Below are 26,336 nucleotides of genomic sequence, written 5' to 3'. Positions count from 1 at the left end.
GAAAATAATTAAAACCACCTGGATAAATATGAAATTTATCCAGGTGGTTTTAAGATGCTTTTCTAAATTCTTTTTTTTCTTCTAAATATTTTATTTATGTTTGAGAATAACCCTAAAAGAATTCCTATTAGCACAGATTGAATCGCATATGTAAAAGTGCTAGATATATGAAAAATCATTGCTAAGGTTGCAACTATAAATGTACTAAGTACCAAGGTTATTAGCATAAAAAGATATAATCCTAAAAAGTTATTTATCTTAAACTTTGTTTGTATTTTAGTGCTAATTAATAGCTTTTTATCAAAGTATATAAATAGACCTGCTGGAACTAAGAGTAGTATTGCTATTACTATATTCGTATCCATGATTCATCATCTCCTCTTATAATTGTACTTTCAGTTGTATACATATTGTTTTTCTATTTGATTTAAATGCATGCTAAATTATAACACATTTTTAGTGCTGCTTTATTAGGTTATCTTACAAAATTGTAAGATAACCTTTTCTATTTGTAAGTGGAGTGACATGGAGTGCAAGCGGCGAGTGAAGTATAATATGGTTATAGTGATGAGAAAAGAAAAAAGGAGAGATATAAATGGAAATTTTAAAGGTTGAAAATTTAAATAAAACTTATGGCATAGGTGATAACAAAGTGGATGCACTTAAAAATATAAATTTATCAGTTAATAAGGGTGAGTTTGTAGCAATTGTGGGGTCATCAGGTTCTGGAAAAAGTACACTTCTTCATTTGCTCGGTGGACTCGATAGACCAACATCTGGCAATGTAGTTATTGATGGAGAAAGCATTTACGATTACAAGGAAGAAAAACTTGCAGTGTTTAGAAGAAGAAAGATAGGTTTTGTATTTCAGTTTTATAACCTACTACCTATTTTAGATGTAGAAGAAAACATAGCACTTCCAGCACTTCTTGATAATGATAAGATTGATAAAATTTATTTAGAAGAGCTCATTAAAGTATTAGGACTTAGCGAGCGGAAAAATCATCTTCCATCAGAATTATCAGGGGGTCAACAGCAAAGGGTATCAATTGGTAGAGCTGTATTTAATAAGCCAGCTATAATACTTGCAGATGAACCAACAGGAAATCTTGATACTAAGAATTCAAAAGATGTTATGGAATTATTAAAGTTTACAGCTAAAAAATATAATCAAACACTAATACTTATTACTCATGACGTTAATATAGCAAACATGGCAGATAGAGTTATTACTATTGAAGATGGTGAAATAACTTCTGACAAGAACTTAAAAATAAATTAGGGGGTGAAAGAGATGATAACTAGTTATAAACAGCTCACAGGGAAATATTTGAAGAAAAATAAAAAAAGAACCGCACTTACGATTATTGGAATAATGCTATCAGTTGCACTTATATCAACAATAGGACTTTTCTTTAAAGGAATGCAGGATGCTCAGATACAGGATGCTAAAAATAGTGGAGGTTCTTTCCATTTAGCATTTCAAAAAACAGATGAAAAGTTAATTTCTAAAATAGTTAATAATCCTAAAGTGTCTAGGTTTGGATTGTATACTATAAGTAAAGAAATAAAGATAAGTGATAAATTAGCTGTTAACGTAATAACGGCAACAGACAAGGCTTTAGAACTTTTGCCATATAAAGCAAAGATTGGGAGATTACCAGAAAAAGAAAATGAAGTAGCAATGGAAAAGTGGGTATTATCATCTATTGATAAAAACGTTAAAGTAGGAAATAAAATTAAAGTTAACAATAAGGAATATATTCTTGTTGGGATACTTGAGGATAATGCACAAAATCAAATAGATGGTAATGGAGTAATTTTATCTAAAAATAATAATATTAATAAAGATAATGCACCGTTACTCGTAGAAATAAGCTCAAAAACAAACTTAAAGACTGCAGCTCACGAATTAAAGCAGTTAGGTGAGAAAGATACCGTTATGGAAAACAGCTATTTGCTACAAATGCAGGGAGCAGGAGGTTCTGGTTCAAGTCTTGGAGGATTATATGTAACCCTAGCAATAATAATCGGAATAGTTTTAATTTCAACAATAGCCGTAATATATAACTCATTTCAAATAAGTGTTGTTGAAAGAATTAAACAGTTTGGGCTTTTAAGAGCAGTGGGAACTACTCCAAGACAAATTAGAAAGATCGTCCTAAGAGAAGCAACAATCCTGGCGGTAATAGCTATTCCATTAGGACTCGTATGTAGCGTTATAGCTATCTATGGAATAAGTATTGCATTTAAATTAATTGGTGCAGATTCAGTTATGATTATGAAAATCTCTATATCACCTATGGTTTTAGTCATAAGCGCAGCAGTAGGTCTTGTAGCAATTTATCTATCAGCACTCGTGCCAGCATATTTCGCAGGTAGGATTTCGCCACTGAATGCTATAAGTGGTAGAACTTCAATAACAAAGGAGAAAATAAAAAGAAGAAAGAATAGAGTTATTCAAAGAATATTTGGGTTTGAAGGAGGATTGGCTGCTAAAAATATAAAGAGAAATAGAAAAAGATATAGAATAACTGTTTTTTCAATAGTAATAAGTGTGGTGTTATTTGTCACTTTTAAATCCTTTATGGATATGTCACTCAATATATCATCAGATCTTAATGAATCAAAAAACATTCACTTTACAGTTGTGAAAAGTAGTGGAGATGGAACAGAAAACTTCATAAATAGTAAAATAGAAGATGATATTAAAGCACTGAAGTCAGTTGATAAGGTATATGGGGTATATAATCCATATGTTTTTGATATGGCAATAAGCAGAAATAGCGAAGTTAAAGAAATTCAGGATATGAAAAATATATACAAAAAAACAACTTTAGATGGAGTTAAGAAAACCCTTATAGAAAGTTCTATTGTAATTTATGATAAGAATTCTTTAGAAGCTTCTAAAAAGTATCTAAAGTCAGGAAATATTGATATAGAAAAACTAAACATTGAAAATGGAGTAATCTTAATCAACAAAAATAGAGTGTATGATGAAAATACAAAGAAAGATTATTTTGGACCACTAGCAGATATAAAAGTAGGAGATGAAATAGACCTACAATATGATGCATTTAAACAGGGAGAAGCTGTTAAAGTGAAGACGGAATTTGGTAAAGGCAAGGTTCAAAAAGTTAAGGTTATAGCGATTCTTGAGAATGAACCGTTTAACTATTGGGGATCTTCAAATGGATTAAAAATAATCACAACAGAGGAAATGGGAAAGAAATTAACAAATATTAAGGATTTTAAACCTGCAAGCTTAAAGATAGTTCTTAAAGATGTAAAAAATGAAGATGCAGCGAAAATAGGGATAGAAAATGTTATAAAAACAAATAATTCTTTAACGGTAATAAATAATATAGATTCTAATAGAAAAGAAAAATCCTCTATGTTAATGGTGAAAATATTATTGTATGGATTTGTACTAGTGGTTTCATTAATAGGAAGTGTTAATATTATAAATACATTAACAACAAATATAATCTTGAGAAAAAGAGAGTTTGCTACATTAAAATCCATAGGGCTAACTCAAAAAGGTTTAAAGAAAATGATTGTTCTAGAAGGACTTATCTATGGTATTGTTGGTGCTGTATACGGCTGTATAATAGGCTGCGGCATATCTTTTATGATGTTCAAATCAATGAGTTTAGTTAGAGAGATGGGATGGATGGTGCCATGGGAGGCAATAGCTATTGCGGGAACTTTCTCTATAGTAATAAGTTATGTTTCAGTATTATCACCACTATCAAGAATAAAAAAAGAAAATTTAATCCAAGCAGTTAGAGAAGATTATTAATAATCTTCTCTGTTTTTTATTATATAGTAGATTATGAATTTTTTTTAATATGCATCCTTAAAGCTTTAACAGCTAAAAGTATTATAAATATACTAAATACTGGAATTGATGCAGAGAATAACATCCCCATTTTATTAACACTCCTTAAATTTGTACCGTAATATTAAATAAGTAATTGTTAAATTATAGTTTGTTTATATGTTAATTGTAACATGAATTCCAATGAAATAGAACAAGTAGGTAAGAAATTCTATATACATTAGCTTTAAATTAAGACATAATTGAGGTATTATTAATATTACAGCATCGAAGATAATGATTTAATACTTAACAATATTTAGTATAGTCGGAAAACAATAATTAACAATTTCCATATTTAAGTATTAAAAGTGCTTATTTGAATGAAAAGTTATATTTGAATTAATTACGGACATGACAAAAAGACTTTTTTATACACTATTTTAAAAAAGCCGTAGGCTGGTTATTGAATTGAAATTTATTTTGAATTACGCAGCTATATTTTAAGAGTTGGGAAAATATCAGCAAGGGCTAATAATTTTTCTGAAGCCCAAGCATCTATGAAACAGCAAAATGCACCAAGAAATACCCTTGTTATTCTACACCCAACAGAATAAATAATTGCATCTTCAGCATGGAAATTGTTATTTATTCTATCCCAACATCTTTCAGTAGTTGAACGTCTTTTATAAAGAGATTTCCATTGTTTTGAACCTCTTAATATTGGAGTGAAATACCTTGGATTGTCTAATGTTTTAGTGTAATAAGTTTTGTTGCTTTTCATAGGACATTTTTCACAGTTTTCACATTGAACTGGGAATAACCATTTATGTCTATATTGTTTAGTAATAATTCCCCAATTGCGAAGCTGATGTCCACAAACAGTTCCGTGGGGGATAGCATTCTTATCAAGTTTAACAAATTCACTACTTGATGAAGGTTTTGAAGAACGCGAATTTAAATCAATAATAGGATTTATTCCATAATGCATGCATAAAAGATAAAAAGCATTAGCATCATAAGCAGAATCTAATGCTATAGAATGAAATTTAATTTCAGGATATAAATCCACAAGTTCCTTAAGTGCATAAACGCCAGTAACAGCATCATGGCGTGCCGCACTAACAAATTTAATATGGATAGGTAGGCTGTAAAAGCTATCACAGGCAGTAAATCCGTGATAGGTATGACCATAGTAATAATGTTCATTAAAGCTATCCCAGCCCCAGCTAGCACTGGGGTCGGTAAACTTTCGATAACAGTCACAATGTTCTCCTGGTTTAAGTTTGCAATCACAAACTTTTTTACCGTAAGGCGAAGCCTGTGTTGGCATACAGGTTCCGTCGCCAGCAATATTTAGTTTAGAAGGATCGCCCAAAATACCCATTGATAAAGAAGGAATAACAAATAATTCTTTAAGTATGTTGTTCATTTTGGATTCGATTCTGTCAAGGAGCTTTGAATTATCATATTTTAAGATTCTTTTAACTAAACGGTCAACTACACCAGACTTGGAGTTATTCATCTTTTGGTTTTTCTTTTGTTTTTTACGTGGTTTACGTTTAATTTTACGCAGTTTGGATTTATTAAGGATCTTATCCTTATGAATCAGCCTATCCATAAAATCATAAAAAGTACCTACACCAGGAATTCGGTCAACATGTATGCCTTCGGCTTTAGATTCTGAATAGCAAGCGGGTATAAAGCCAGATAAAATTGAATAGAAAGGGTCTGAACGTAATGTTTTTACCCAAGATGATATACTAGTTTCTTTACAATAAGCCATGATAATAAGTGACCTGAGTAATGCTACCGCATCTTTGGGCGGAGCCCCTTGATTAGATTTAGAGTAAGTACTTTCTATTAGAGGGACAATTCCGGTTAGGTCGGTAGACCAGATTTTAGTTATTTGTGAACTACGCTCAAACAAAGTGATTTGTTGATTGGTTTGAATATAGAATTTTTCTAAAAATGTTTCAAGAAAATATTGATATTGGGAATGAGAAACCTTAACAGTAACATAAAAACACTCCTCGCAAATGAAATAATGTAAAAAATATACATATTTAATTTTGCAAATTTTTACTAGCCGTCAAGTCTTATTTCACAATGTTTAAGTAAAAAAAAATAAAAATAGTACGAATAGCTTAAATTTTCTAGGTTATTCGTACAATATGAGGCACCACGAATTTTTGAGGTGAAGTTGATTTTTGAGTAAAATGAATCAAGAGTTAGCAGTACCTTAAGAGTTTCCGAGAGTGCACCAATATTTACAGTGAGGTGAACGATATGAATAGATTATTATTAGTTGAAGATGATGAATCACTAGCCCTTGGCATAGAGTTTTCTCTAAAAGATGGTGGCTACGAAGTTTCTAGAGCCGCAACAGTAGAAGGTGGAAAAAAATTATTCCATTTAGAAAAGTTTGATTTGATTTTATTAGATGTTAATTTACCTGATGGAAATGGATATGAATTATGTAAGTACATAAGGAGCAAAAGTGATGTGCTAATAATATTTTTAACAGCCTGTGATGATGAGGTTAATATAGTTCAGGGACTTGAAATAGGTGGGGATGATTATATAACAAAGCCATTTCGCGTAAGAGAACTTTTATCAAGAATAAAGGCACTAATAAGGCGCAACTCTAAAAATATATCTATAAAAAGTACAATGAAAAGTGAAAATATATTAGTTGATAATATAAAATCAGCAGTGTGGAAAAATGGTGAAGTCATAAATCTTACGGCGCAAGAATATAAACTTTTATTAATATTTATGAATAAACCTAATGTTCTAATGAAGAGGGATGAGATATTGTGTGAATTATTAGAAGGGGAAGATCCTTTCTTTGATGAAAATACACTATCTGTTTATATTAAGAGAATAAGAGATAAAATAGAAGATAACCCGAGGGAACCACAATATATAGTCAATAAACGTGGGCTAGGGTACAAGTGGAATAAGGAGATTATTAAGGGGTAGATTAGTATGAGAAGATATTTTGTTAATTCTGAGCTAAAAATAAGTACGGCGGTTCTTTTGTTTTTAATGACTTTATTTTTGATCATTACATCATTATGTTTAAAAGCGCATCATGATAACTTAAAGGCTGATTATATAAAAAGTTTAGGAGTAATTAGCGAAAGAATGATAGAGAAAAATCCGGAAATGGAAAAGGAAATTATACCTCTTATTACAAAAGAAATTTCTAGGAAAGAAGCTATAAAAGGAAGTGCTTTTTTAAGAGAGTATGGGTTAAGCGAGGATTTAGAGAATGAACTTTTCCCATATGTGAGCACAACTATTATAAAGAATAACTACACAGTTATTTTAATTTTTATTCTTATGGGTGCTATAGTACTTATACTTAATTATGTTCAATATAGTTTTTTTTATAAAAGGATAAGAAGAGTAACCTACGCCGCAAAGAGGGTAGTTGAAGGCGATTACGACATAGATATTAATGAAAACAGAGAAGGAGATTTTTCAAAATTAGCAATTTCTTTTAACTCTATGAGGGAAATCATTAGGAGTAATTTAAGCGATCTTAGGCGGGAGAAACAATTTCTAGTGGATTTATTATCAGATATATCCCACCAGCTAAAAACTCCACTTTCATCTGTAATTTTATATAATGATATTATGGGTACAAAGGAGCTACCTCGAGAGCAAAATGAGGCATTTTTATTAAATAATCAAAATCAACTAGAAAAGATGAATTGGCTCATAAAGAATATACTTAAGCTTGCTAAACTGGACGCTAAAGCAATAGAAATTGTAAAAGAAAAACAAAGCTTAAATGAAACATTGCAAGATTCAATAGAGGCTTTAGAAAGTAAGGCAAATGATTGCCAGGTTAAGATTATTTTTAATGAAAAAGAAGAGATAAATTTTGCACATGATAGGTTGTGGCTTCAAGAGGCACTTATTAATATTATTAAGAATGCTATAGAACACACTCAACCTGGCGGAATCATAAACTTGGAGCTTATGGAAAATGCTTTGTATGCAAGAATTATAATAGAAGATACAGGCGAAGGTATAAGTGATACGGATTTGCCTAATATATTTAAAAGGTTTTATAAAGCAAAAAACTCTAAGAAAAGCGAGTCTATTGGAATTGGGCTAGCCCTTTCAAAATCGATAGTTGAAGCACATAATGGAATAATAGAAGTTCGAAGTAAGGTTGACATAGGAACCAGATTTATTATTACATTTATTAAATGGTGAATACAAAGCAACAAAAAGTGGTAATGCCCATCATTATCCAGTGTTTTATGATATAATAATTTTTATTGGTATTTTGAGTCTTGGAGGATTAAAATGAAAAAGCTATATACAGACATATATGATAATATAAAAAAAAATATTGTTAAAGGTATTTATACACCAGGGGAAAAACTTCCCTCAGAGAATGATTTTTGCAAAGAGTATGGGGTAAGTCGTGGTACTGTTAGAAAAGCTTTGGAGATGCTTGCTGAGGAAGGCTTTGTTAATAGTCTTCATGGTAAAGGGGTATTTGTTTTAGAAAATAATTTTATTTCATTTTCTGTTGGTGGTCTAGTTAGTTTTAAGGAAGCTAGTGCAAGCAGTAACCAAAATTTTATTACTACAGTGCCTAAATTCCAGGAAGTTATAATAGATGAAGTAATAAATAAAAAAAGCAATTTAAATGTAGGAAAAGAAGCTTTTCAATTATATAGAGTGCGTAGTTTAGAAGGTGAACGAATAATTTTTGATATTAATTATTTCTTAAAAGATGAAGTGCAAGGATTAACAAAAAAAATTGCAGAGAAATCCATTTATGAATATATTGAAGAAAGCTTAAATTTAAAAATAGGTTTTGCTAATAAAATTATACAAGTTGAAACTGCTAATTCAAGAGATAAATTAAATTTAGATATGAAATCTTATAATTTTGTTGTTGTTGTTAAAAATTATGTATATTTAGCTGATGGAAATCAATTTGAATATACAGAATCTCGTCATCGCCCAGACCGTTTTGTGTTTACTGATTTTGCACGTCGCCGATAGGGCGATTTTTTTTGCGATTTAACAATTCAAAATCGTTTACATTTTTTTTCGCTTAAATCTATTGACTAACTTGTATATATAAGTTAATATAAAAACAAGAGAAACTTGTATAGACAAGCTGAGATGGAAATATAAAGAACTGGTGTATATAAGTTATAATGAATTCTTTAGGAGAGAAGTGAATTAAAGTTAAGGAATTATAATTGTAGGAGGAATTTATATGAGTAAATATACAGAAGATTCAAAACGATTATTAGAATACATCGGTGGGAAAGAAAATATTGTAGCGGTATCCCATTGTGCAACTCGAATGAGATTTGTATTAAAGGATGATAAAAAAGCAGATGGTAAAAAGATTAAAAGTATTAAATTAGTAAAAGGTACTTTTATGCAGGCTGGACAATTTCAGGTTATTATAGGAAATGAAGTACCTGATTTTTACAATGAATTTGTAAACGTTTCGGGAGTGGACGGGGTTAGTAAAGATAAGGCAAAGATAGAAGCAAAAGGTAATATGAATTTTATTCAAAGAATGCTTGCTAATTTGGCAGAAATATTTACACCTCTTATTCCAGCGCTTATAGTTGGAGGTTTGATATTGGGTTTTCGCAACGTAATAGGGGATATTAAATTTCTTGAAAATGGTACTAAAACAATAACTCAGATGTATCCATTTTGGGCTGGAGTTCATTCTTTCTTGTGGTTAATTGGTGAAGCTATATTTAACTTTTTACCAGTAGGAATAACCTGGGCTATTTCTAAAAAGATGGGAACGACTCAAATACTCGGAATTGTATTAGGTCTTACTCTAGTATCACCTCAACTATTAAATGCTTATGATGTAGCAGGTGCTGCTGCAGATAAGATTCCATTTTGGAATTTTGGAGCTTTTCACATTCAAATGATAGGTTATCAAGCACAAGTTATTCCAGCAATTATGGCAGGATTTCTTTTAGCGATATTCGAAAAAAATGTACGAAAAATTGTTCCAGAGTATATATCGATGATAGTGGTACCTTTTCTAGCGTTGGTGCCAACGGTAATAATAGCTCATACTGTTTTAGGCCCAATAGGTTGGGCAATAGGTTCAGTTATATCAAGTGTAGTATACACTGGGTTAACTTCTGCTTTTGGGTGGTTATTTGCGGCAGTGTTTGGATTCTTTTATGCACCACTCGTAATTACTGGATTACATCATATGTCAAATGCTATTGATCTACAACTTATGGCTGAATTTGGTGGAACAAATTTATGGCCAATGATCGCACTGTCAAATATAGCTCAAGGTTCTGCAGTTATGGCAATAATACGTATAAATAAAAAGGCTAAACCAGAAGAAGAACAAGTATCAATTCCGGCAGCTATTTCCTGTTACCTTGGAGTAACTGAGCCGGCTATATTTGGTATTAACTTAAAATACGTATATCCATTCTTGGCAGCTATGGTAGGTTCAGCAATTGCAGGCGTAATATCAGTTAGTTCAGGAGTCATGGCAAATTCAATTGGCGTTGGGGGAATTCCTGGTATACTATCTATTAAACCTAAATATATGTTGATTTTTTCATTGGCAATGATAGTGGCAATTGTGGTTTCATTTACATTAACGCTTATACTTTCTAAAACAAAATTTGCAGCAAAATTTGCACCAGAGGATTAATCGTGAATAAATAAAAAAATATAAAGTGATGATTTAATATAAATTCGTTTATATGCATTCATTTAAAGGAGTATTAAGAAGTATGAAAGATTTTAAAAAGAGTGTGGTTTATCAAATATATCCTAGATCATTTAAGGATTCAAATGGAGATGGAATTGGTGATTTAAAAGGTGTTACGCAAAAATTAAATTATTTAAAAGTCTTAGGAGTGGACTATATATGGATAACTCCATTTTATAGTTCTCCCCAAATAGACAATGGGTATGATGTAGCAGATTATTGTAGTATTGATAGTAGTTTTGGTACTATGGAAGATTTTGAGGAGATGGTTTTAGAAGCTAAAAAATTAGGAATCGACATTATGTTAGATATGGTATTTAACCATACGTCTACAGAGCATGAATGGTTTAAAAAGGCAATGAATGGTGATGAAAAGTATAAAAATTACTATATATTCAAAGAACCTAAGAATGGAAATGAGCCAACAAATTGGGTTTCAAAGTTTGGTGGTACGGCTTGGGAATATGTAAGAGAATTTGATGAGTATTATTTGCATTTGTTTGATAAAACTCAAGCGGATCTTAATTGGAAAAATGAAGAGTTAAAACAAGAAGTGTTCGATGTGGTTAATTTTTGGATGGAAAAAGGAGTAAATGGGTTTCGATTTGATGTGATTAATTTAATTTCGAAACCAGAAAAATATGAAGATGATTATAAAGGCGATGGTCGCCGTTTTTATACAGATGGTCCTAAAATTCACGAATATTTAAAGCAGCTTAACAAAGAAACATTTGGAAAATGCGAAGATATTATTACAGTTGGAGAAATGTCCTCCACGACTATAGAAAATTGTATCAAATATTCAAATCCACAGGAAAAAGAACTATCAATGGTATTTAATTTTCACCATCTTAAAGTTGATTATAAAAATGGCGATAAGTGGAGTTTAATGAATTTTGATTTTAAAAAGTTAAAACAAATTCTTGCTGATTGGCAGGTTGGAATTGAGGAAAGTAATGGATGGAATGCTTTGTTTTGGTGCAATCATGATCAACCACGTATTGTGTCTCGCTTTGGAGATGATAAAAAATACCATAATGAATCTGCAAAAATGCTGGCAACAACAGTGCATTTATTAAGAGGAACACCTTATATTTATCAAGGGGAAGAGCTTGGCATGACAAACCCATACTTTGATAAAATTGAATTATATAAAGATATAGAGTCAATTAATTATTACAATATCTTAAAAGAGAAGGGTATAGATGATAAAGAAATAATTAAAATATTGCAATCAAAATCAAGAGATAACGCGCGTACTCCGGTGCAATGGAATGATAATATGAATGCTGGTTTTACAACAGGCTCGCCACATATATCAATATGTAACAATTACAAAGAAATAAATGCCCAGAAGGCTTTGAAGGATGAAGATTCTATTTTTTATCACTATAAGAAACTTATACAACTTAGAAAAGAATATGATGTAATTGCTTATGGTGATTTCAAGATTATAATAAAGGATGATTCTCAGATATTCGCTTATATGCGTTCATGGAAGGCTGAGAAAATTTTAGTTATAAATAATTTTTATGGGAAAGAAACTACTTTTAATTTACCAGAAGATTTATTGCTTAAAGGGCAATCAACTATTTTGATATCTAACTATAAAGATACAATAAATAACATCAATGAATTAACTTTAAGACCATATGAATCTATTGTTTTTTATATAAAATAGAAGTTTAAAAAATAGAGAATTTTTAAAACGCTTTGCTCCATACATGGGCAAAGCGTTTATATTGTGCGCCCGGCATGGGCGCAATCTAATGGGTGAAAGTCCCTAGCACGGGTTAATAGTGCCAAGTGCATAGCTTAAGACAAGGGTGTCCACCGCGAGGTGGAATCTGAAGGAAGTCGGCGGCGAAACTCTGGTCTGACGAACAGAAACTACATATAAGGCATATGCTTGTGGGTAAGTTTGCAATACAAAATGAAGCCCAAAACTATTCGAAACAGGCGATGTAAATGTAGCAGATAGATGGAGTGAAAGATTGCGTTCTTACCCGGGGAGATCTGATAGGTAAGTTGTGGATATGAATTTAGAAATAACAAACTACACAGTGATGTATGGCTGAACTATCAGAAGTCAGCAGACGTCATAGTACCATGCTAAACGCGTTAGCGTGGGAAGGACTGAACAATAGGAGGTTTTGAAATTTTGAAAGATACGAAGAAAGCAGACAACTTCATAAAGAAGGCTCTCTACGAGAGAATAAAGTGGAACTTAAAGGTAACGTAGAAGTGCATAGTATTTCTCCTATGTCAGAAGAAGGAAGAAACGATGTGAATAGATACGGTAATGATTTACTCGAACAAGTATCGTCGAGAGATAATATGAATAAAGCATATAAAAGAGTAAAAGCAAATAAAGGAAATCATGGTATTGATGGGTTGACGGTAGATGAACTTCTACAACACCTAAAAGAGCATGGACAAGAATTAAGGCAATCATTACTGGAAAACAGATATAGACCTCAAGCAGTAAGAAGGGTGGAAATACCCAAACCTGATGGGGGAATAAGACTACTTGGAATACCTACTGTAGTAGATAGAGTTGTTCAACAAGCAATCTCACAAGTTCTAATACCAATATATGAAAACAAATTTTCAGATAATAGCTATGGTTTTAGACCTTTAAGAAGTGCAAAGCAAGCTGTTGAAAAATGTAGGGGATATATTAATGCTGGACATACATGGACAGTAAATATAGACCTTTCTAAATACTTTGATACGATAAATCACGATAAATTAATAAGGATACTATCGGAAGATATTAAAGATAGTAGAGTAATCTCTCTGATACGAAAGTATCTACAAAGTGGAGTGATGATAAATGGGGTATTTATGAATACTGAAGAAGGAGCACCTCAAGGTGGACCCTTGTCCCCATTATTGAGTAACGTAATGTTACATGAACTTGAGGTAGAACTAACAAAGCGAGGACTAAACTTTTGTAGGTATGCTGATGATGCTAATATATATGTTAAAAGTGAGAAATCAGCAAATAGAGTAATGAAGAGTATTACAAGATTTATTGAGGAAAAATTAAAGCTTAAAGTGAATAAAGAAAAGAGTACAGTAGATAGATCTTGGAAACTTAAATTTTTAGGATTTTCGTTTTACCGAGCAAAAGGTGAATACAGAATGAGAGTTCCTCAAAAACCTATAAGTAAATTCAAAGCAAAGCTAAAGGAATTAACTTCAAGAAGTAATGCGATGAGCATGGAATATAGATTTATGAAACTTAAGCAAGTGATAGTTGGATGGGTAAATTATTTTGCTATCGCAGATATTAAAAGCATTCTCAAAACACTTGATGAATGGTTAAGGCGAAGGATTAGAATGTGTTTTTGGAAACAATGGAAAAAGATTAAAACCAAATATAAAAACCTTGTTAAATTAGGCTTGAACAAGAATAAAGCCTGGCAATATACAAACACAAGGAAGAGCTATTGGAGAACATCCAATAGCCCTATATTAAACAAAACATTGACCAATAAATACCTTAAAAATATAGGATTAGTTTCTATATCTGAGACATATTTATTAAAACATTAATTCTTATTGAACCGCCGTGTACCGAACGGTATGCACGGTGGTGTGAGAGGTCGCTAAATAAACTAATTATTTAGCTCCTACTCGATTTTATTAGTAATTATAATAGATAATATAGAAACACTACTGTTACAGCTTAACAGTAGATTTTTATCGAAATTTTGGACATTTTATATTGCAATCTATAAGGGGAAATTTACGATTCAGTTTTTCTTTACATGACTTAGAATCAGTGGTAAGATTATTTCTATGTCGTGTTTACTGCAATTATTTATACTAAGAGAAGAACTAGTCGGCTAGTAAACACACTTGGAATTAAAGTGGATATTCCTACTGCATTTATTCTCAGCATACTTGCGGCTGTAAGCGCTTGTGGTACTTCAGGAGTAGCTGGTGGTTCTATACTACTGGTTCCTCTAGCGGCTAGCTTATTTGGAATCCAAAATGATATTGCTATGCAGATAGTTGGTGTAGGATTTATCGTAGATGTGCTGAAAGACTCTTGCGAAACGGCACTTAACTCATCCACAGATGCACTTTTTACAGCAGCAGCTGAATTTGCTAAGTGGCGTAAAGAGGGGAAAAAAATCGACATCAATAAGGTAGCGTAAAGAAGGAAAAAATCATTATCAATAAATAGAAATTAAATTATGTGATTGTGGTTACATCTATTAAAGCCCCTTATCGCAGGTTATAATCTACGATAAGGGGTTTTCTCTTTTGAATGAGCAGGTATTATCTGAACGTTGAAAAAATAAATAAGCATAAGCACCAAGATATATTTTTAAATATATTGGGGCTTATTTTCTTATTTCTGTAAAGGGAATAAGAGTAGTATATGTATAATTGTATATGAAATGTGAAATATTAGTATGAAAATGTTAATAAGTTAGATGCATATAAAAGTGATTTATTGAGGTGACATATATATATAAAACGAAACCCTAAGACAGATTGGGATAACTGTGTAATATTAAGAGCAAATGATGAAAAATTTAAATACGAAGGCAAGAAGAGCGATACAAAAGATAATGGTGGCTATGGCCAAGATTGGTAAAAGGATGTATATTAGTATTATATAGCTCGCTATTTTATAATGGAAGGAAAGTGGTAATTTGAAGGATTTTAAAATTCTTTTGGTGGAAGATGTCAAAATAATAGTTCTAAACAAGGTTATGTCTCGAAATGAACATGTAGATTTGTCAGTAAATTTTACACTGTAGATAAATCTAGATCTAAAGAAAGTGGTGGAACAGGCCTTGGACTATCTATTGCTAAAGGGATTGTAGATGTACATGGAGGAAGGATATATGCAGAAAGTGAGGAAGGCGAGGGAATAAAAATAATTGTTATATTATAAATAGCAATGTTGTTAGGGGTATAAAACCTTTATTACAATATTAAACATTTCGATTTCAAATTTAGCGATTATGTAGGTGTTTTTTATTATACGATATTATGATTTTTAAACTAAACCTAAGACTTTTTAATCTGATTTTAATCTTATCAATATACAATATAAAATATGATAAAAGTTATATAGTATAGTCGGAAAACAATAATTAACAATTTCCATATTTAAGTATTAAAAGTGCTTATTTGAATGGAAAGTTATATTTGAATTAATTACGGACATGACAAAAAGACTTTTTTATACACTATTTTAAAAAAGCCGTAGGCTGGTTATTGAATTGAAATTTATTTTAAATTACGCAGCTATATTTTTAAGAGTTGGGAAAATATCGGCAAGGGCTATTAATCTTTCTGATACCCAAGCATCTATGAAACAGCAAAATGCACCAAGAAATACCCTTGTTATTCTACACCCAACAGAATAAATAATTGCATTTTCAGCATGAAAATTGTTATTTATTCTATCCCAACATCTTTCAGTAGTTGAACGTCTTTTATAAAGAGATTCCCATTGTTTTGAACCTCTTAATATTGGAGTGAAATACCTTGGGTTGTCTAATGTTTTAGTGTAATAAGATTTATTGCTTTTCATAGGACATTTTTCACAGTTTTCACATTGAACTGGGAATAACCATTTATGTCTATATTGTTTACTAATAATTCCCCAATTACGAAGCTGATGTCCACAAACAGTTCCGTGTGGAATAGCATTCTTATCAAGTTTAACAAATTCACTATTTGATGAAGGTTTTGAAGAACGTGAATTTAAATCAATAATAGGATTTATTCCATAATGCATGCATAAAAGATAAAAAGCATTAGCATCATAAGCAGAATCTAAGGCTACAGAATGAAATTTAATTTCAGGATATAAATCCACAAGTTCTTTAAGTGCATAAACGCCAGTAACAGCATCATGGCGTGCCGCGCTAACAAATTTAATATGGATAGGTAGGCTGTAAAAGCTATCACAGGCAGTAAATCCGTGATAGGTATGACCATAGTAATAATGTTCATTAAAGCTATCCCAACCCCAGCTAGCACTGGGGTCGGTAAACTTTCGATAACAGTCACAATGTTCTCCTGGTTTAAGTTTGCAATCACAAACTTTTTTACCGTAAGGCGAAGCCTGTGTTGGCATACAGGTTTCGTCGCCAGCAATATTTAGTTTAGAAGGATCGCCCAAAATACCCATTGATAAAGAAGGAATAACAAATAATTCTTTAAGTATGTTGTTCATTTTGGATTCGCTTCTGTCAAGGAGCTTTGAATTATCATATTTTAAGATTCTTTTAACTAAACGGTCAACTACACCAGACTTGGAGTTATTCATCTTTTGGTTTTTCTTTTGTTTTTTACGTGGTTTACGTTTAATTTTACGCAGTTTGGATTTATTAAGGATCTTATCCTTATGAATCAGCCTATCCATAAAATCATAAAAAGTACCTACACCAATTTCTTTACAATAAGCCATGATAATAAGTGACCTGAGTAATGCTACCGCATCTTTGGGCGGAGCCCCTTGATTAGATTTAGAGTAAGTACTTTCTATTAGAGGGACAATTCCGGTTAGGTCGGTAGACCAGATTTTAGTTATTTGTGAACTACGCTCAAACAAAGTGATTTGTTGATTGGTTTGAATATAGAATTTTTCTAAAAATGTTTCAAGAAAATATTGATATTGAGAATGAGAAACCTTAACAGTTAACATAAAAACACTCCTCGCAAATGAAATAATGTAAAAAAATATACATATTTAATTTTGCGAATTTTTACTAGCTGTCAAGTCTTATTTCACAATGTTTAAGTAAAAAAGATTAAAAGTAATACGAATAGCTTAAATTTTCTAGGTTATTCGTACAATATGAGGCACCACGAATTTTTGAGGTGAAGTTGATTTTTGAGCAAAATGAATCAAGAGTTAGCAGTACCTTAAGAGTTTCCGAGAGTGCACAGTTATATAATGAGAGGGGAAAAATATGAGTGTTTTAATGAATATTATAAATGGAATAATGCCTTTTATAAAAAATCATTTTTCTTATGTACTAATGGCGATAATAATAATTTTTTTATTGCCTGGAGTTATAGCGTTCATAAAAGAAAATAGAGAAACAAGGAGAAATGCTGAAAATGATGAAAATAATATCTTTAATGCAGAAATTTGATAGTTCCATATTATTGTATATAAAAGGCAATATGCATGGAACTATTATGGATAAAGTAATGGTCGCTATTACATCATTAGGTGATAATGGAGCTATATGGATTATAATGGCAATTGCATTGATGGTTAACAAAAAATATAGGAAAATAGGTTTCATGGCTTTATTAGCGTTATTGCTAAGCGCAATTTTAGGAGAAGTAATATTAAAAAACGTAGTTCAACGTATAAGACCATCAGCAGATATACCAGCAGTTGACCTTTTAATTGTAAAGCCTTTATCCTATTCATTTCCTTCAGGGCACACTACGTCTTCATTTGCGGTTGCAGGTGTATTAGCAAAACATTTTAAAAATTATGCACTTGAGATTTTTAGTTTAGCTGCTTTAATAGCTTTTTCAAGATTATATTTATATGTTCATTATCCTACAGATGTTTTAGGGGGCGTACTTTTAGGGCTCATATGCAGTGGAATAATAGTTTACTTGTTTAACGGCATTTCAGAGGGGAAGTCTCCCACCCCTATAAGTTAAAGTCCAATATTATAACAAAGCGATTTAATTTATATCAGTAAGTAGAAAAAAATGGAGATCTTGATCAACTTAAAACACCTTCATTATTTTCCGTTTTCTGGTGTGGGTCTGAATCAATTAAAATAGTCTTAATTTTGTAACCAATCATGGAGGTACTATTCAATGTCTTTCTCAAGGGGTAATAGGTTATTGATTGAAAAGTTTTGCTTCCAAAACCATCTACAGGCATATAACTTCCTCCAAGGAATACCATTACAGGTATTATAAAATTTAAAACTCCATTTGCCACATTTTCATTTTTGAAAATAAATCCAAGCCCAACACCTATGCTTATTGCCATGATTATTTGAGATGTAAATATTAGTAATACAGTAAAAATATCATTCCCCCAATTTGCATGAAGCACATATTTACTAAACAAAATAACAATAGCAATCTGAATAATTGTACCTATAACTCCACCTATTGTTTTTCCAATAAGAAACTCATATTTTTTAACAGGACTTATCAAAATCCTATCTCTAGTTTTTAAATTTTTCTCACTTGCAATTCCAAAGAGACCTGTCATTCCTGAATACATAATTATTAGAGCTATTTCTGCAATTGTATAATAATCTAAAGAGGAGGGCTGGATTGCTTTATTAAGAGAATTAATTGTAGAATAGTTGTCATTGCTATCACTTAGCAAACTATTTATTATATGTGGATTTACTTTGCTAATATCTACAATTACATTAAATTCTTGTACATAGGTAGATAGAATAGTTTCAACCACACCAGCCTTAAGGCTTTCTACATTGCTCTTGTAAAATTCTATCTTATTATTACTTTTCATTTCTATGATTGCATCGTACTCTTTAGAAATTAATTTTTTCTTAGCAGAATCCATATCCTTAGTTTTTGTAAATTCTATTTTAAAATCTTTACCTTTTTCAATAAAACTAGTTTTAAAATTATCCGAAACAACACCTGTAGCTTCAATGCTATATAAAACTTTAGGTGTACCAATATCAATAGTGTTAGTAAACTCTGATTTAAATGCTGCACTAATCACAACTATTAGCGCTATTGGAAATAATATCATCATTGCCATTGATTTTCTATCTCGGAAAGTATGTTTTACTTCCTTTATAATTATAGAAATAATGTTCATTTTTTCACCTCTAATCCCTTAATTTTCTACCGGTAAGTGTTAAAAATACAGTTTCAAGATCTGGTACTTTGTTCTCAATATTTTTAATTGGAATTCCATTATCCGTGAAATATAAAATTATCTTATCTAAATTGTTAATTTCCTTTAAACTGTCAATTTTAACTTTGTTTTCATTAATGAGGACATTCGTAACTCCCTTTAGTTCCTTTAATTGTTCTTCATTAATTACCGTACCATCGATAACCGTAACCTCAACAGTATTTTTATCTGTAACAATAGCTTTGAGTTCTTCCTTGGTACCTGTTACAATAACCTTCCCATGATCAATAATACTTATCATCGTTGAGATTGCTTCTACTTCTTCCATGTAATGAGTTGTATAAATAATGGTACATCCTCTTTCATTTAATTTCTTCACAGAGTCAAGTATATGATTTCTTGATTGTGGATCGATACCTACTGTAGGCTCATCCATTATTAAAAGCTTAGGGGTATGGGTAATTGCGCATGCTATATTTAATCTTCTTTTCATTCCTCCAGAGAAACTAGCTGGCATACTCTTAGCTTTATCACTAAGACCAACAAATTCTAGAGCTTCTTGGGCTTTCTTTTTTAATTCTTCCCCTTTAAGACCATAGAGACTTGCAAAAAACTTTACGTTTTCGAGGCAAGTTAAATCTTCGTATACTGCTATGTCTTGAGGAACTACACCAATGTTTCTCTTTGCATTATTCGAATTTTTCTGATTATCTTTTCCAAGTATTTCAATAGAACCTTTTGTCGTTGTAATTAACCCACAAATCATATTTATAATGGTACTCTTACCTGCTCCATTAGGCCCAAGTAAGCCATAAATTTCTCCCTCTTTAATGGAAAAATCTATATTATCAACTGCAGTAAAGTCTCCAAATTTTTTAGTTAATCCTTTTATTTTAACAATATCCAAAATAATACCCCCTAAAACTTTTTTGTTTTTAGTAATTTCTATGCTTTTATTATATAAAAAAAAGACTTCTACTGTGAGTGCAGAAAGTCACTTTTACAACATGACAAAGGTCACATTCTATTTATTACCACCTTTTAAATAATAAATAGCAATCTGTGTTCTATGTTCGAGGCCTGTTTTACTTAAAATTGAAGTAATGTAGTTTTTCACAGTACCCTCTGATATAAACAATCTTGCCGAAATCTTTCTATTTGATAATCCATCAGCTATTGCCTGCATTATCTCTATCTCTCTCCCAGTAAACAAATCCCTATTTAATTTACTATTATTATCACTATCTATTCCTTTTAACACTTTATCAATTATACCTTCCTGCATAACCATATTCCCACTGTATACTACCTTTATTGCAGCTTTAATCTTATCTGGAGTATTATTTTTAAGAATATACCCCTTTGCTCCATAACGAATCGCCGCATTTATATATTCGTCCTCATCAAAGGTAGTCAGAATGAGGCATTTTGTTGAAGTCTTTATAGCAATTTCCTTTATGGCCTCCACGCCATTTAATACTGGCATTCTTATATCCAAAAGTGCAACATCTACTGAGTTGTTTAAACAATATTCTATTGCATCGAATCCATTTTCAACGCAAGCCATCACAATAAATTCTTCGTCTAAGCCAATTATTATTTTTAGACCTTCTCGAATAAGTGAATCATCGTCAGCAATCAAAATCTTAATCGGCAATTTAACCCCACCCCTTTACTAAGTTTCAATTAATTCCTAAATAGGAAGTAAAATAATTACTGAAAAACCACTAGAACCATCAAAAATAACTTTTCCATTTAAATTCATAGTTCTTTCTTCTATTCCAGATAATCCAAGATTTTTTGTTATTTTAATACAGCCTATGCCATCGTCCTTTATTTCTACTTTAAGTAAAGTGTTAAGCACTTCCACATTTACTTTGACATTCTTGGCTTTAGAATATTTAATTATATTGGTGAAAGTTTCTTTTATGTTATCGCATATAACTTTCCATTCAATATAAGAAATCCTCTCCAAATTATTGCTGTAATATAAATTTGCATTGATTTTAGTTTTATTGTTAAACTCATCTACAAGTAGCTTTATTTTGTTCATACCTAACTGTTCTGCTTCAGGTTTAATGTTCTTCAATGTATATCTTATACTTTCCATTCCATCTCTAAGTACATTTATTGTAGTTTGAATAATAGCTTTGCTTTGATTACTATCCTTGTCCATAATAAGTTTCGCAGCCTCTAGTTGCATTAAACTTCCTGAGATACTATGGCCTAATTTATCATGTATTTCCTGAGCAATATTATTTCTCTCTTGCAACTGTGAAGTATATATTATTTGATTTTTGTATTCCATTTGATTATTTAAACTCATCAATAATCTATAGTTTTTCTCTTTAAGCTCATCATTTTTAATAGTAAGTTTTTTCAGTTTATTTTCAATGATTAAAATGAAATAGTATGCTACGAGGCTAAACAAGGAAGCGAATGAGTATTCGCATACTATAAAATGTTTATTAATAATAAAAATAGATATTAGTAAAACAAACAAAATAAAAATGAGTTTTATTTTACCAATAAATATTTCGAAAAAGTTTAATGGTAACAATATAAAAAATATAGGGGTGACAAAAAAAATGCAAATCAAAAGCTCAAGAATTGATATGCTTAAAAATATGAGTTTGCATTTATTATTTGAAATCAATGATTTACTTACATTAATAATCACATAAAAAAGTAATGATATAATAACTATATAGTTGCTGCAAGGATAATCGAAATTGCCCTTTACTAACAGACTACTCACATAAATTAGTAAAATTAATTTATTTAATATAATCCAATTTTCCATAAAAGCACCTCTACCTATTAAAAATTACGCAAATACTTGAGCTATTTTGTTAATATTCATAAATCTCTATAAAATATACCATTATTGTAATTCTATATTAATTTAATTTTATCCTTCAATTATAGAAAAATAACTTCATTATAGTACTTCAGACTAAAGCGGAAGTAGTGTTAGGATGATGGCATAATAGAAAATAAAAAAATTGAAATTTTTATTTTTTTAATTGACATTGTGAATATTTAATGTTAAAATTCTCCTTAAAATAAGTATATTGTTAATGCGAAGACGGAGAATGTTATTTTATAAACTTTAGTTACAGAGAGTCGATGTTTGCTGAAAGTCGATACTAGGTAAAAGATACAAATCACTCCTGAGCTGCTTGTCCGAATAAAGTAAGATAAGCCGGTGAGCCCCGATAAAAGGCATAGGTTTTAACGAACCGAAAAGAGAGGTGTCTTTTAAAAGACACAATTAAGGTGGTACCGCGATTAATACTCGTCCTTGGATTTATTTCCAAGGGCGATTTTTTTTGTAAAACAATAACACAATTTAAAAAATAGGAGGTTTTAAATATGCAAAAATCAGAATTAAAATCGTTATCAAATCAGACATTAGAATATCATCTTTCAAAAATTCAAGGGGCACAGGCAAACCTAAAAGATGTGTCTATAAAAACAGCTCTTATATACAGTGATGTTTTCAGTAATGAATGTGGAAATTCCATTTATATTAAACCTGAGAATTTGCAGATTACTGGTGCCTTTAAAATTCGTGGGGCTTATAATAAGCTTTGTACCTTAACCCCTTCGCAAAGGAAAAGAGGTGTGATTGCATCTTCCGCTGGAAATCACGCCCAAGGGGTTGCATATTCAGCTGAAAAATTAGGGATTGCGGCTACCATTGTAATGCCTAAAACAACGCCTCTTATCAAAGTTGAGGCCACGAAAAGCTATGGTGCAAATGTGATTCTAATAGGAGACTGTTACGATGAAGCTTATACAGAAGCTAAAAGATTAGAACAAGAACATAATTATGTTTTTGTACATCCCTTTGATGATTTGGATGTAATGTATGGTCAAGGTACTATAGCTTGCGAAATTTTTGAGGAAATTAAAGATATAGATTGTATCCTTGTACCTGTTGGTGGTGGGGGATTAATCGCCGGAATTGCCCTTGCAGCAAAAGCCTTAAATCCTAAAATTAAAATAATAGGTGTTGAGCCCGAAGGTGCAAAGGCAATGAAGGAATCTATGGACAATAAAAAAATTGTAAACCTTGAAACAGTTCGTACTATAGCTGATGGTGTGGCTGTAAAAAAACCTGGGAATCTAACCTTTGAAATCATAAAAAATTATGTAGATGAAATTGTAACAGTTTCAGATTTTGATATAATGGAGTCATTTCTTATTCTTTTAGAAAAACACAAGCTTATTGCAGAAGCTTCTGGTGCATTGTCATTTGCAGGACTCAAGAAAATACAAGAAAAAGGTAAAAAGGTGGCCTGCGTTTTAAGCGGCGGAAATATTGACGTTGTTACAATTTCCTCTATGATAAATAGAGGTTTGGTTTCAAGGGGAAGACTATTCTGCTTTAGTATAGAACTGTCAGATATACCAGGAGAGCTTGTCAAAGTCTCATCAATCTTGGCAAACGCAAATGCCAATGTAGTGAAGCTTGATCATAATCAATTTAAAACTAATGATCGTTTTATGCAAGTTCAGCTTGAAATTACTGTAGAAGCAAATGGTCACGATCATGTGAATACCATTATAAATGAATTAAACAATGCTGGATATACAGTTAATAAAATATACTAATTCACAGCTTTCTACCTTTTACAAATGGTACTGATATTTAGGATTATGAAACTACCATCACTGCACGGTGTGGTTGTTTAAGTCAAAGCACTGGGATGTAATCAATCAATAATTTAGAGACATTCAATAGGGTGGAAAAAGATGATTGAATGTCTTAATCTTGGTTTTTATTTAGCTCGCAGCAGGGTAACATCATTAGAATATGTTTCATTGAACTAAATTATTGAAGCTCATGAGGATACTATAAGCGTAGAAAGTACAATAAACCAAGGCAGTCAATTTATAGTGAAATTACCTATGGATACATAAAAACTTTTTCCTTTACGTTGTTAACTTAAAGGAAAAAGTTTTAGTTATAGTAATGATGAATTAGTTAGTGTATATCATAAAAATTAACCACCTATATAATCTTTTCTAATCTTTTCTAAATTCGCATTTTTTAAATCATCTACAATAACCACGCCACCTACAATACTGCCATCTTTTATAATCAAATAGATACCGCTTCCACTAAAGGTGGTAGTTACTTTAACAGTTCCTTTTTTACCTTTAAAAGTAGTTATGTTGTTACCAGTGTCTGGTGCAGCAATTTCAAAGGTTCCATCCGGATTGTCAAATCCATTTAAATCAAAGCTTAAAATTGTATTAACATTTTTAGCCGCAACTACAATCAAGGGTTCAAATTCATATCCTGTACCTTTAATTGAAAGAGCCTGGTTGCTTCCTGAAATCACAGCTTTTTGGATCAATCTACTGGTTTCAACTTTACTCAAATCCGTACCATAAATACTTGGTTTTTCAGGGGTAGCAGGTGCGTCAGTTGTGCTACCCATATTACAACCAGGCATTCCACTAGATGGAGCTGGCACAGAAGGATCAGGTTTTGAAGTGTCCACAGCTTCCACATTATCAACTACCTTAAATATACCCCTAATCATGCCCATTCCGCAACTGAAGTTTATATCTTTATCATTTGGTGTAAATTCAATAACATTCTCACCGGGCTTCAAAGTTTTCTGAATGTTTAAGGATGGAATAATTATTTGTCCGTTACAGGAGTTTAATGATTTACCATCAATTATCCATTTTACAGGCATGTTTTTCTGTATATATAAACCATTTGGTGTATAACCTGCGCCATCTGCGGTCATCTTAACTATCTGCACTCCATTCTCTATAGTTGGCTTAGCAGCTGGTGCAGCTGATGCCAATGTTTTATTACCAGATAAACTAGAAGCTAATGAAGATGTAGAAGGCACATTTACACCAGCTAAAGCTAGTCCTCTACTTCCCATTAGAATACCTAAAACTACAACTAGTATTCCACTAAATTTTAAAAGGGTTTTTGTATATCCTTTAGTAATGAGACCTGATAATGCGCCAAATGTTAACATTAAAGGTACTGTACCGAGAGAAAATATTAGCATAGATAAGGCTCCATTAAAAGCACTTCCAGTTCCTAAAGCATATAGTTGCATTGTCTGAAGGGGCCCACAGGGCATAAGTCCATTTAAAACACCAACTAAAAAAGGAGTTTTTGGTTTCTTCTTAACTGAGCAAGCAGGCCTCGGAAGCTTTATGTTAAACCTTCTAAATAGGCTATATCCACTCATATTAAGTCCCATTATTATCATAAAGACACCGGCAAATATTTGGAGCCCAGCCTTTGCGGATAGAGAGAGTGAAAGCACGGAACCTAGAGCACCTACTATCCCGCCAATTACTGTATATGCTAGAACTCTACCTGCATTATATAGAAGTGCAGGTTTGATGGAATCGAATTTACTTTTGCTATCTTTATTTATACTTTGGGATAGCATTATTCCACCACACATTCCTACGCAATGTATTGAAGTAAGGACTCCAACAATGAATAGAACAAAATATGTAGCGCCATTGAGTCTAGAGGTCATGTCAATTCCACCTGATGAATTTCCGATTAATATAATTGTCGCTACAATTATAAATATACCTACTATTTTGTGGTTATTTGAACCTTCTATGCTATAACCAGCTGCTTTTATGGCAGTTCTAATTTCTTCAGAATTACACAGGTCTGTATCGTATTCTATTGTTACAGATTGACTACTAAAGCTTGCTAGAGCTTTTTTCACACCATATAATTTTGTAACGGCTCTTTCTACTTTTGATTCACATGATGTACACGTCATATCGAAGACTTTTATTTTTTCCTTTTTAATGCTCACATTATTACCTCCTAAAAGTTCTTAATATAATATTTAATGTTGTATTCAATGAATATAAACTTATTATTTAAATTATAT

At 31.4% G+C, this 26,336-nt stretch carries 19 protein-coding genes, 2 pseudogenes and 1 other annotated feature; of the genes and pseudogenes, 13 read left to right on the top strand and 8 right to left on the bottom strand.

Translation table 11 applies throughout. From position 1 onward, the window contains the following. Positions 1 to 62 precede the first annotated feature (62 nt). On the bottom strand, positions 63 to 365 hold the full coding sequence (locus ACWJKS_RS13345) for a hypothetical protein (protein WP_462959763.1): 303 nt from the start codon (positions 363 to 365) through the stop codon (positions 63 to 65). A 230-nt stretch (positions 366 to 595) separates the two neighbouring features. Between ACWJKS_RS13345 and ACWJKS_RS13340 the strand changes: the two genes are divergently transcribed. Beyond that, the gene (locus ACWJKS_RS13340; RefSeq protein ID WP_462959762.1) at positions 596 to 1,282 is read left to right on the top strand and encodes an ABC transporter ATP-binding protein; all 687 of its coding nucleotides are present in this window, start codon (positions 596 to 598) and stop codon (positions 1,280 to 1,282) included. Between the two features lie 12 nt (positions 1,283 to 1,294). Further along, a complete protein-coding gene (locus ACWJKS_RS13335) occupies positions 1,295 to 3,802 on the top strand; it encodes an ABC transporter permease (protein WP_462959761.1) in 2,508 nt (835 codons plus the stop codon). A gap of 514 nt (positions 3,803 to 4,316) precedes the next feature. Here the strand turns inward: ACWJKS_RS13335 and ACWJKS_RS13330 are convergent. Continuing rightward, positions 4,317 to 5,750, bottom strand: coding sequence for a hypothetical protein (locus tag ACWJKS_RS13330; protein ID WP_462959760.1), 1,434 nt, complete (start codon positions 5,748 to 5,750; stop codon positions 4,317 to 4,319). Between the two features lie 359 nt (positions 5,751 to 6,109). On the opposite strand from ACWJKS_RS13330, the gene ACWJKS_RS13325 reads away from it, so the two are divergent. The 8 genes and pseudogenes from ACWJKS_RS13325 to ACWJKS_RS13290 all read left to right on the top strand — a co-directional run. Then, positions 6,110 to 6,805: a response regulator transcription factor gene (locus tag ACWJKS_RS13325; RefSeq protein WP_216301647.1), complete on the top strand. Its 696-nt coding sequence runs from the start codon at positions 6,110 to 6,112 to the stop codon at positions 6,803 to 6,805. Positions 6,806 to 6,811: 6 nt separating this feature from the next. Then, a complete protein-coding gene (locus ACWJKS_RS13320) occupies positions 6,812 to 8,053 on the top strand; it encodes a sensor histidine kinase (protein ID WP_216301648.1) in 1,242 nt (413 codons plus the stop codon). Between the two features lie 93 nt (positions 8,054 to 8,146). After that, entirely contained in the window at positions 8,147 to 8,857 is a 711-nt protein-coding gene (gene treR / locus ACWJKS_RS13315) for a trehalose operon repressor (RefSeq protein ID WP_216301649.1), read from the top strand. A gap of 220 nt (positions 8,858 to 9,077) precedes the next feature. Further along, positions 9,078 to 10,514, top strand: a complete 1,437-nt coding sequence (treP, locus tag ACWJKS_RS13310; RefSeq protein WP_216301650.1) for a PTS system trehalose-specific EIIBC component — start codon at positions 9,078 to 9,080, stop codon at positions 10,512 to 10,514. A gap of 82 nt (positions 10,515 to 10,596) precedes the next feature. Further along, the gene (treC, locus tag ACWJKS_RS13305) at positions 10,597 to 12,255 is read left to right on the top strand and encodes an alpha,alpha-phosphotrehalase (RefSeq protein WP_462959759.1); all 1,659 of its coding nucleotides are present in this window, start codon (positions 10,597 to 10,599) and stop codon (positions 12,253 to 12,255) included. Between the two features lie 539 nt (positions 12,256 to 12,794). After that, on the top strand, positions 12,795 to 14,135 hold the full coding sequence (gene ltrA, locus ACWJKS_RS13300) for a group II intron reverse transcriptase/maturase (protein WP_462959758.1): 1,341 nt from the start codon (positions 12,795 to 12,797) through the stop codon (positions 14,133 to 14,135). Positions 14,136 to 14,419: 284 nt separating this feature from the next. After that, positions 14,420 to 14,743 (top strand): annotated as a pseudogene (locus ACWJKS_RS13295) (cation:dicarboxylate symporter family transporter); the annotation flags it as partial. A 605-nt stretch (positions 14,744 to 15,348) separates the two neighbouring features. Then, a pseudogene (locus tag ACWJKS_RS13290) lies at positions 15,349 to 15,492 on the top strand (ATP-binding protein); the annotation flags it as partial. A 348-nt stretch (positions 15,493 to 15,840) separates the two neighbouring features. Here the strand turns inward: ACWJKS_RS13290 and ACWJKS_RS13285 are convergent. After that, complete coding sequence (locus tag ACWJKS_RS13285; RefSeq protein ID WP_462959757.1) at positions 15,841 to 17,256, bottom strand: transposase; 1,416 nt, start codon at positions 17,254 to 17,256, stop codon at positions 15,841 to 15,843. 268 nt (positions 17,257 to 17,524) lie between these two features. Between ACWJKS_RS13285 and ACWJKS_RS13280 the strand changes: the two genes are divergently transcribed. Both ACWJKS_RS13280 and ACWJKS_RS13275 read left to right on the top strand, forming a co-directional pair. Next, positions 17,525 to 17,710, top strand: a complete 186-nt coding sequence (locus ACWJKS_RS13280) for a hypothetical protein (protein WP_462959756.1) — start codon at positions 17,525 to 17,527, stop codon at positions 17,708 to 17,710. Then, complete coding sequence (locus ACWJKS_RS13275; protein WP_411955898.1) at positions 17,679 to 18,239, top strand: phosphatase PAP2 family protein; 561 nt, start codon at positions 17,679 to 17,681, stop codon at positions 18,237 to 18,239. Before ACWJKS_RS13280 ends, ACWJKS_RS13275 begins: the two co-directional genes overlap by 32 nt. 64 nt (positions 18,240 to 18,303) lie before the next feature. Here ACWJKS_RS13275 and ACWJKS_RS13270 read toward each other — a convergent pair whose 3' ends face one another. From ACWJKS_RS13270 to ACWJKS_RS13255, 4 genes are all read right to left on the bottom strand, one after another. Next, a complete protein-coding gene (locus ACWJKS_RS13270; RefSeq protein ID WP_462959755.1) occupies positions 18,304 to 19,392 on the bottom strand; it encodes an ABC transporter permease in 1,089 nt (362 codons plus the stop codon). Between the two features lie 10 nt (positions 19,393 to 19,402). Continuing rightward, positions 19,403 to 20,338, bottom strand: a complete 936-nt coding sequence (locus ACWJKS_RS13265; RefSeq protein WP_462959754.1) for an ABC transporter ATP-binding protein — start codon at positions 20,336 to 20,338, stop codon at positions 19,403 to 19,405. Between the two features lie 117 nt (positions 20,339 to 20,455). Further along, on the bottom strand, positions 20,456 to 21,088 hold the full coding sequence (locus ACWJKS_RS13260) for a response regulator transcription factor (RefSeq protein ID WP_462959753.1): 633 nt from the start codon (positions 21,086 to 21,088) through the stop codon (positions 20,456 to 20,458). 36 nt (positions 21,089 to 21,124) lie between these two features. Beyond that, a complete protein-coding gene (locus ACWJKS_RS13255; protein ID WP_462959752.1) occupies positions 21,125 to 21,739 on the bottom strand; it encodes a sensor histidine kinase in 615 nt (204 codons plus the stop codon). Positions 21,740 to 22,507: 768 nt separating this feature from the next. Continuing rightward, positions 22,508 to 22,740 (top strand) — a binding site (T-box leader). Positions 22,741 to 22,806: 66 nt separating this feature from the next. Between ACWJKS_RS13255 and ilvA the strand changes: the two genes are divergently transcribed. Continuing rightward, positions 22,807 to 24,051 carry a threonine ammonia-lyase gene (ilvA, locus tag ACWJKS_RS13250; RefSeq protein WP_462959751.1) on the top strand — a complete coding sequence of 415 codons (1,245 nt, stop codon included), beginning with the start codon at positions 22,807 to 22,809 and terminating at the stop codon, positions 24,049 to 24,051. Positions 24,052 to 24,443: 392 nt separating this feature from the next. Here the strand turns inward: ilvA and ACWJKS_RS13245 are convergent, their stop codons facing one another. Beyond that, entirely contained in the window at positions 24,444 to 26,258 is a 1,815-nt protein-coding gene (locus tag ACWJKS_RS13245; RefSeq protein WP_462959750.1) for an urease accessory protein UreH domain-containing protein, read from the bottom strand. Positions 26,259 to 26,336 lie beyond the last annotated feature (78 nt).

This window comes from Clostridium sp. CM038, from assembly GCF_055081105.1.
This window is presented reverse-complemented; position numbering and strand designations above follow the sequence as displayed.

Bases quoted from the DNA above. Each gene is read 5' to 3' on its own strand.
- ACWJKS_RS13345 (WP_462959763.1), bottom strand. From the start codon at position 365: ATGGATACGAATATAGTAATAGCAATACTACTCTTAGTTCCAGCAGGT.
- ACWJKS_RS13340 (WP_462959762.1), top strand. From the start codon at position 596: ATGGAAATTTTAAAGGTTGAAAATTTAAATAAAACTTATGGCATAGGT.
- ACWJKS_RS13335 (WP_462959761.1), top strand. From the start codon at position 1,295: ATGATAACTAGTTATAAACAGCTCACAGGGAAATATTTGAAGAAAAAT.
- ACWJKS_RS13325 (WP_216301647.1), top strand. From the start codon at position 6,110: ATGAATAGATTATTATTAGTTGAAGATGATGAATCACTAGCCCTTGGC.
- ACWJKS_RS13320 (WP_216301648.1), top strand. From the start codon at position 6,812: ATGAGAAGATATTTTGTTAATTCTGAGCTAAAAATAAGTACGGCGGTT.
- treR (WP_216301649.1), top strand. From the start codon at position 8,147: ATGAAAAAGCTATATACAGACATATATGATAATATAAAAAAAAATATT.
- treP (WP_216301650.1), top strand. From the start codon at position 9,078: ATGAGTAAATATACAGAAGATTCAAAACGATTATTAGAATACATCGGT.
- treC (WP_462959759.1), top strand. From the start codon at position 10,597: ATGAAAGATTTTAAAAAGAGTGTGGTTTATCAAATATATCCTAGATCA.
- ACWJKS_RS13285 (WP_462959757.1), bottom strand. From the start codon at position 17,256: ATGTTAACTGTTAAGGTTTCTCATTCTCAATATCAATATTTTCTTGAA.
- ACWJKS_RS13280 (WP_462959756.1), top strand. From the start codon at position 17,525: ATGAGTGTTTTAATGAATATTATAAATGGAATAATGCCTTTTATAAAA.
- ACWJKS_RS13275 (WP_411955898.1), top strand. From the start codon at position 17,679: ATGAAAATAATATCTTTAATGCAGAAATTTGATAGTTCCATATTATTG.
- ACWJKS_RS13270 (WP_462959755.1), bottom strand. From the start codon at position 19,392: ATGAACATTATTTCTATAATTATAAAGGAAGTAAAACATACTTTCCGA.
- ACWJKS_RS13255 (WP_462959752.1), bottom strand. From the start codon at position 21,739: ATGGAATACAAAAATCAAATAATATATACTTCACAGTTGCAAGAGAGA.
- ilvA (WP_462959751.1), top strand. From the start codon at position 22,807: ATGCAAAAATCAGAATTAAAATCGTTATCAAATCAGACATTAGAATAT.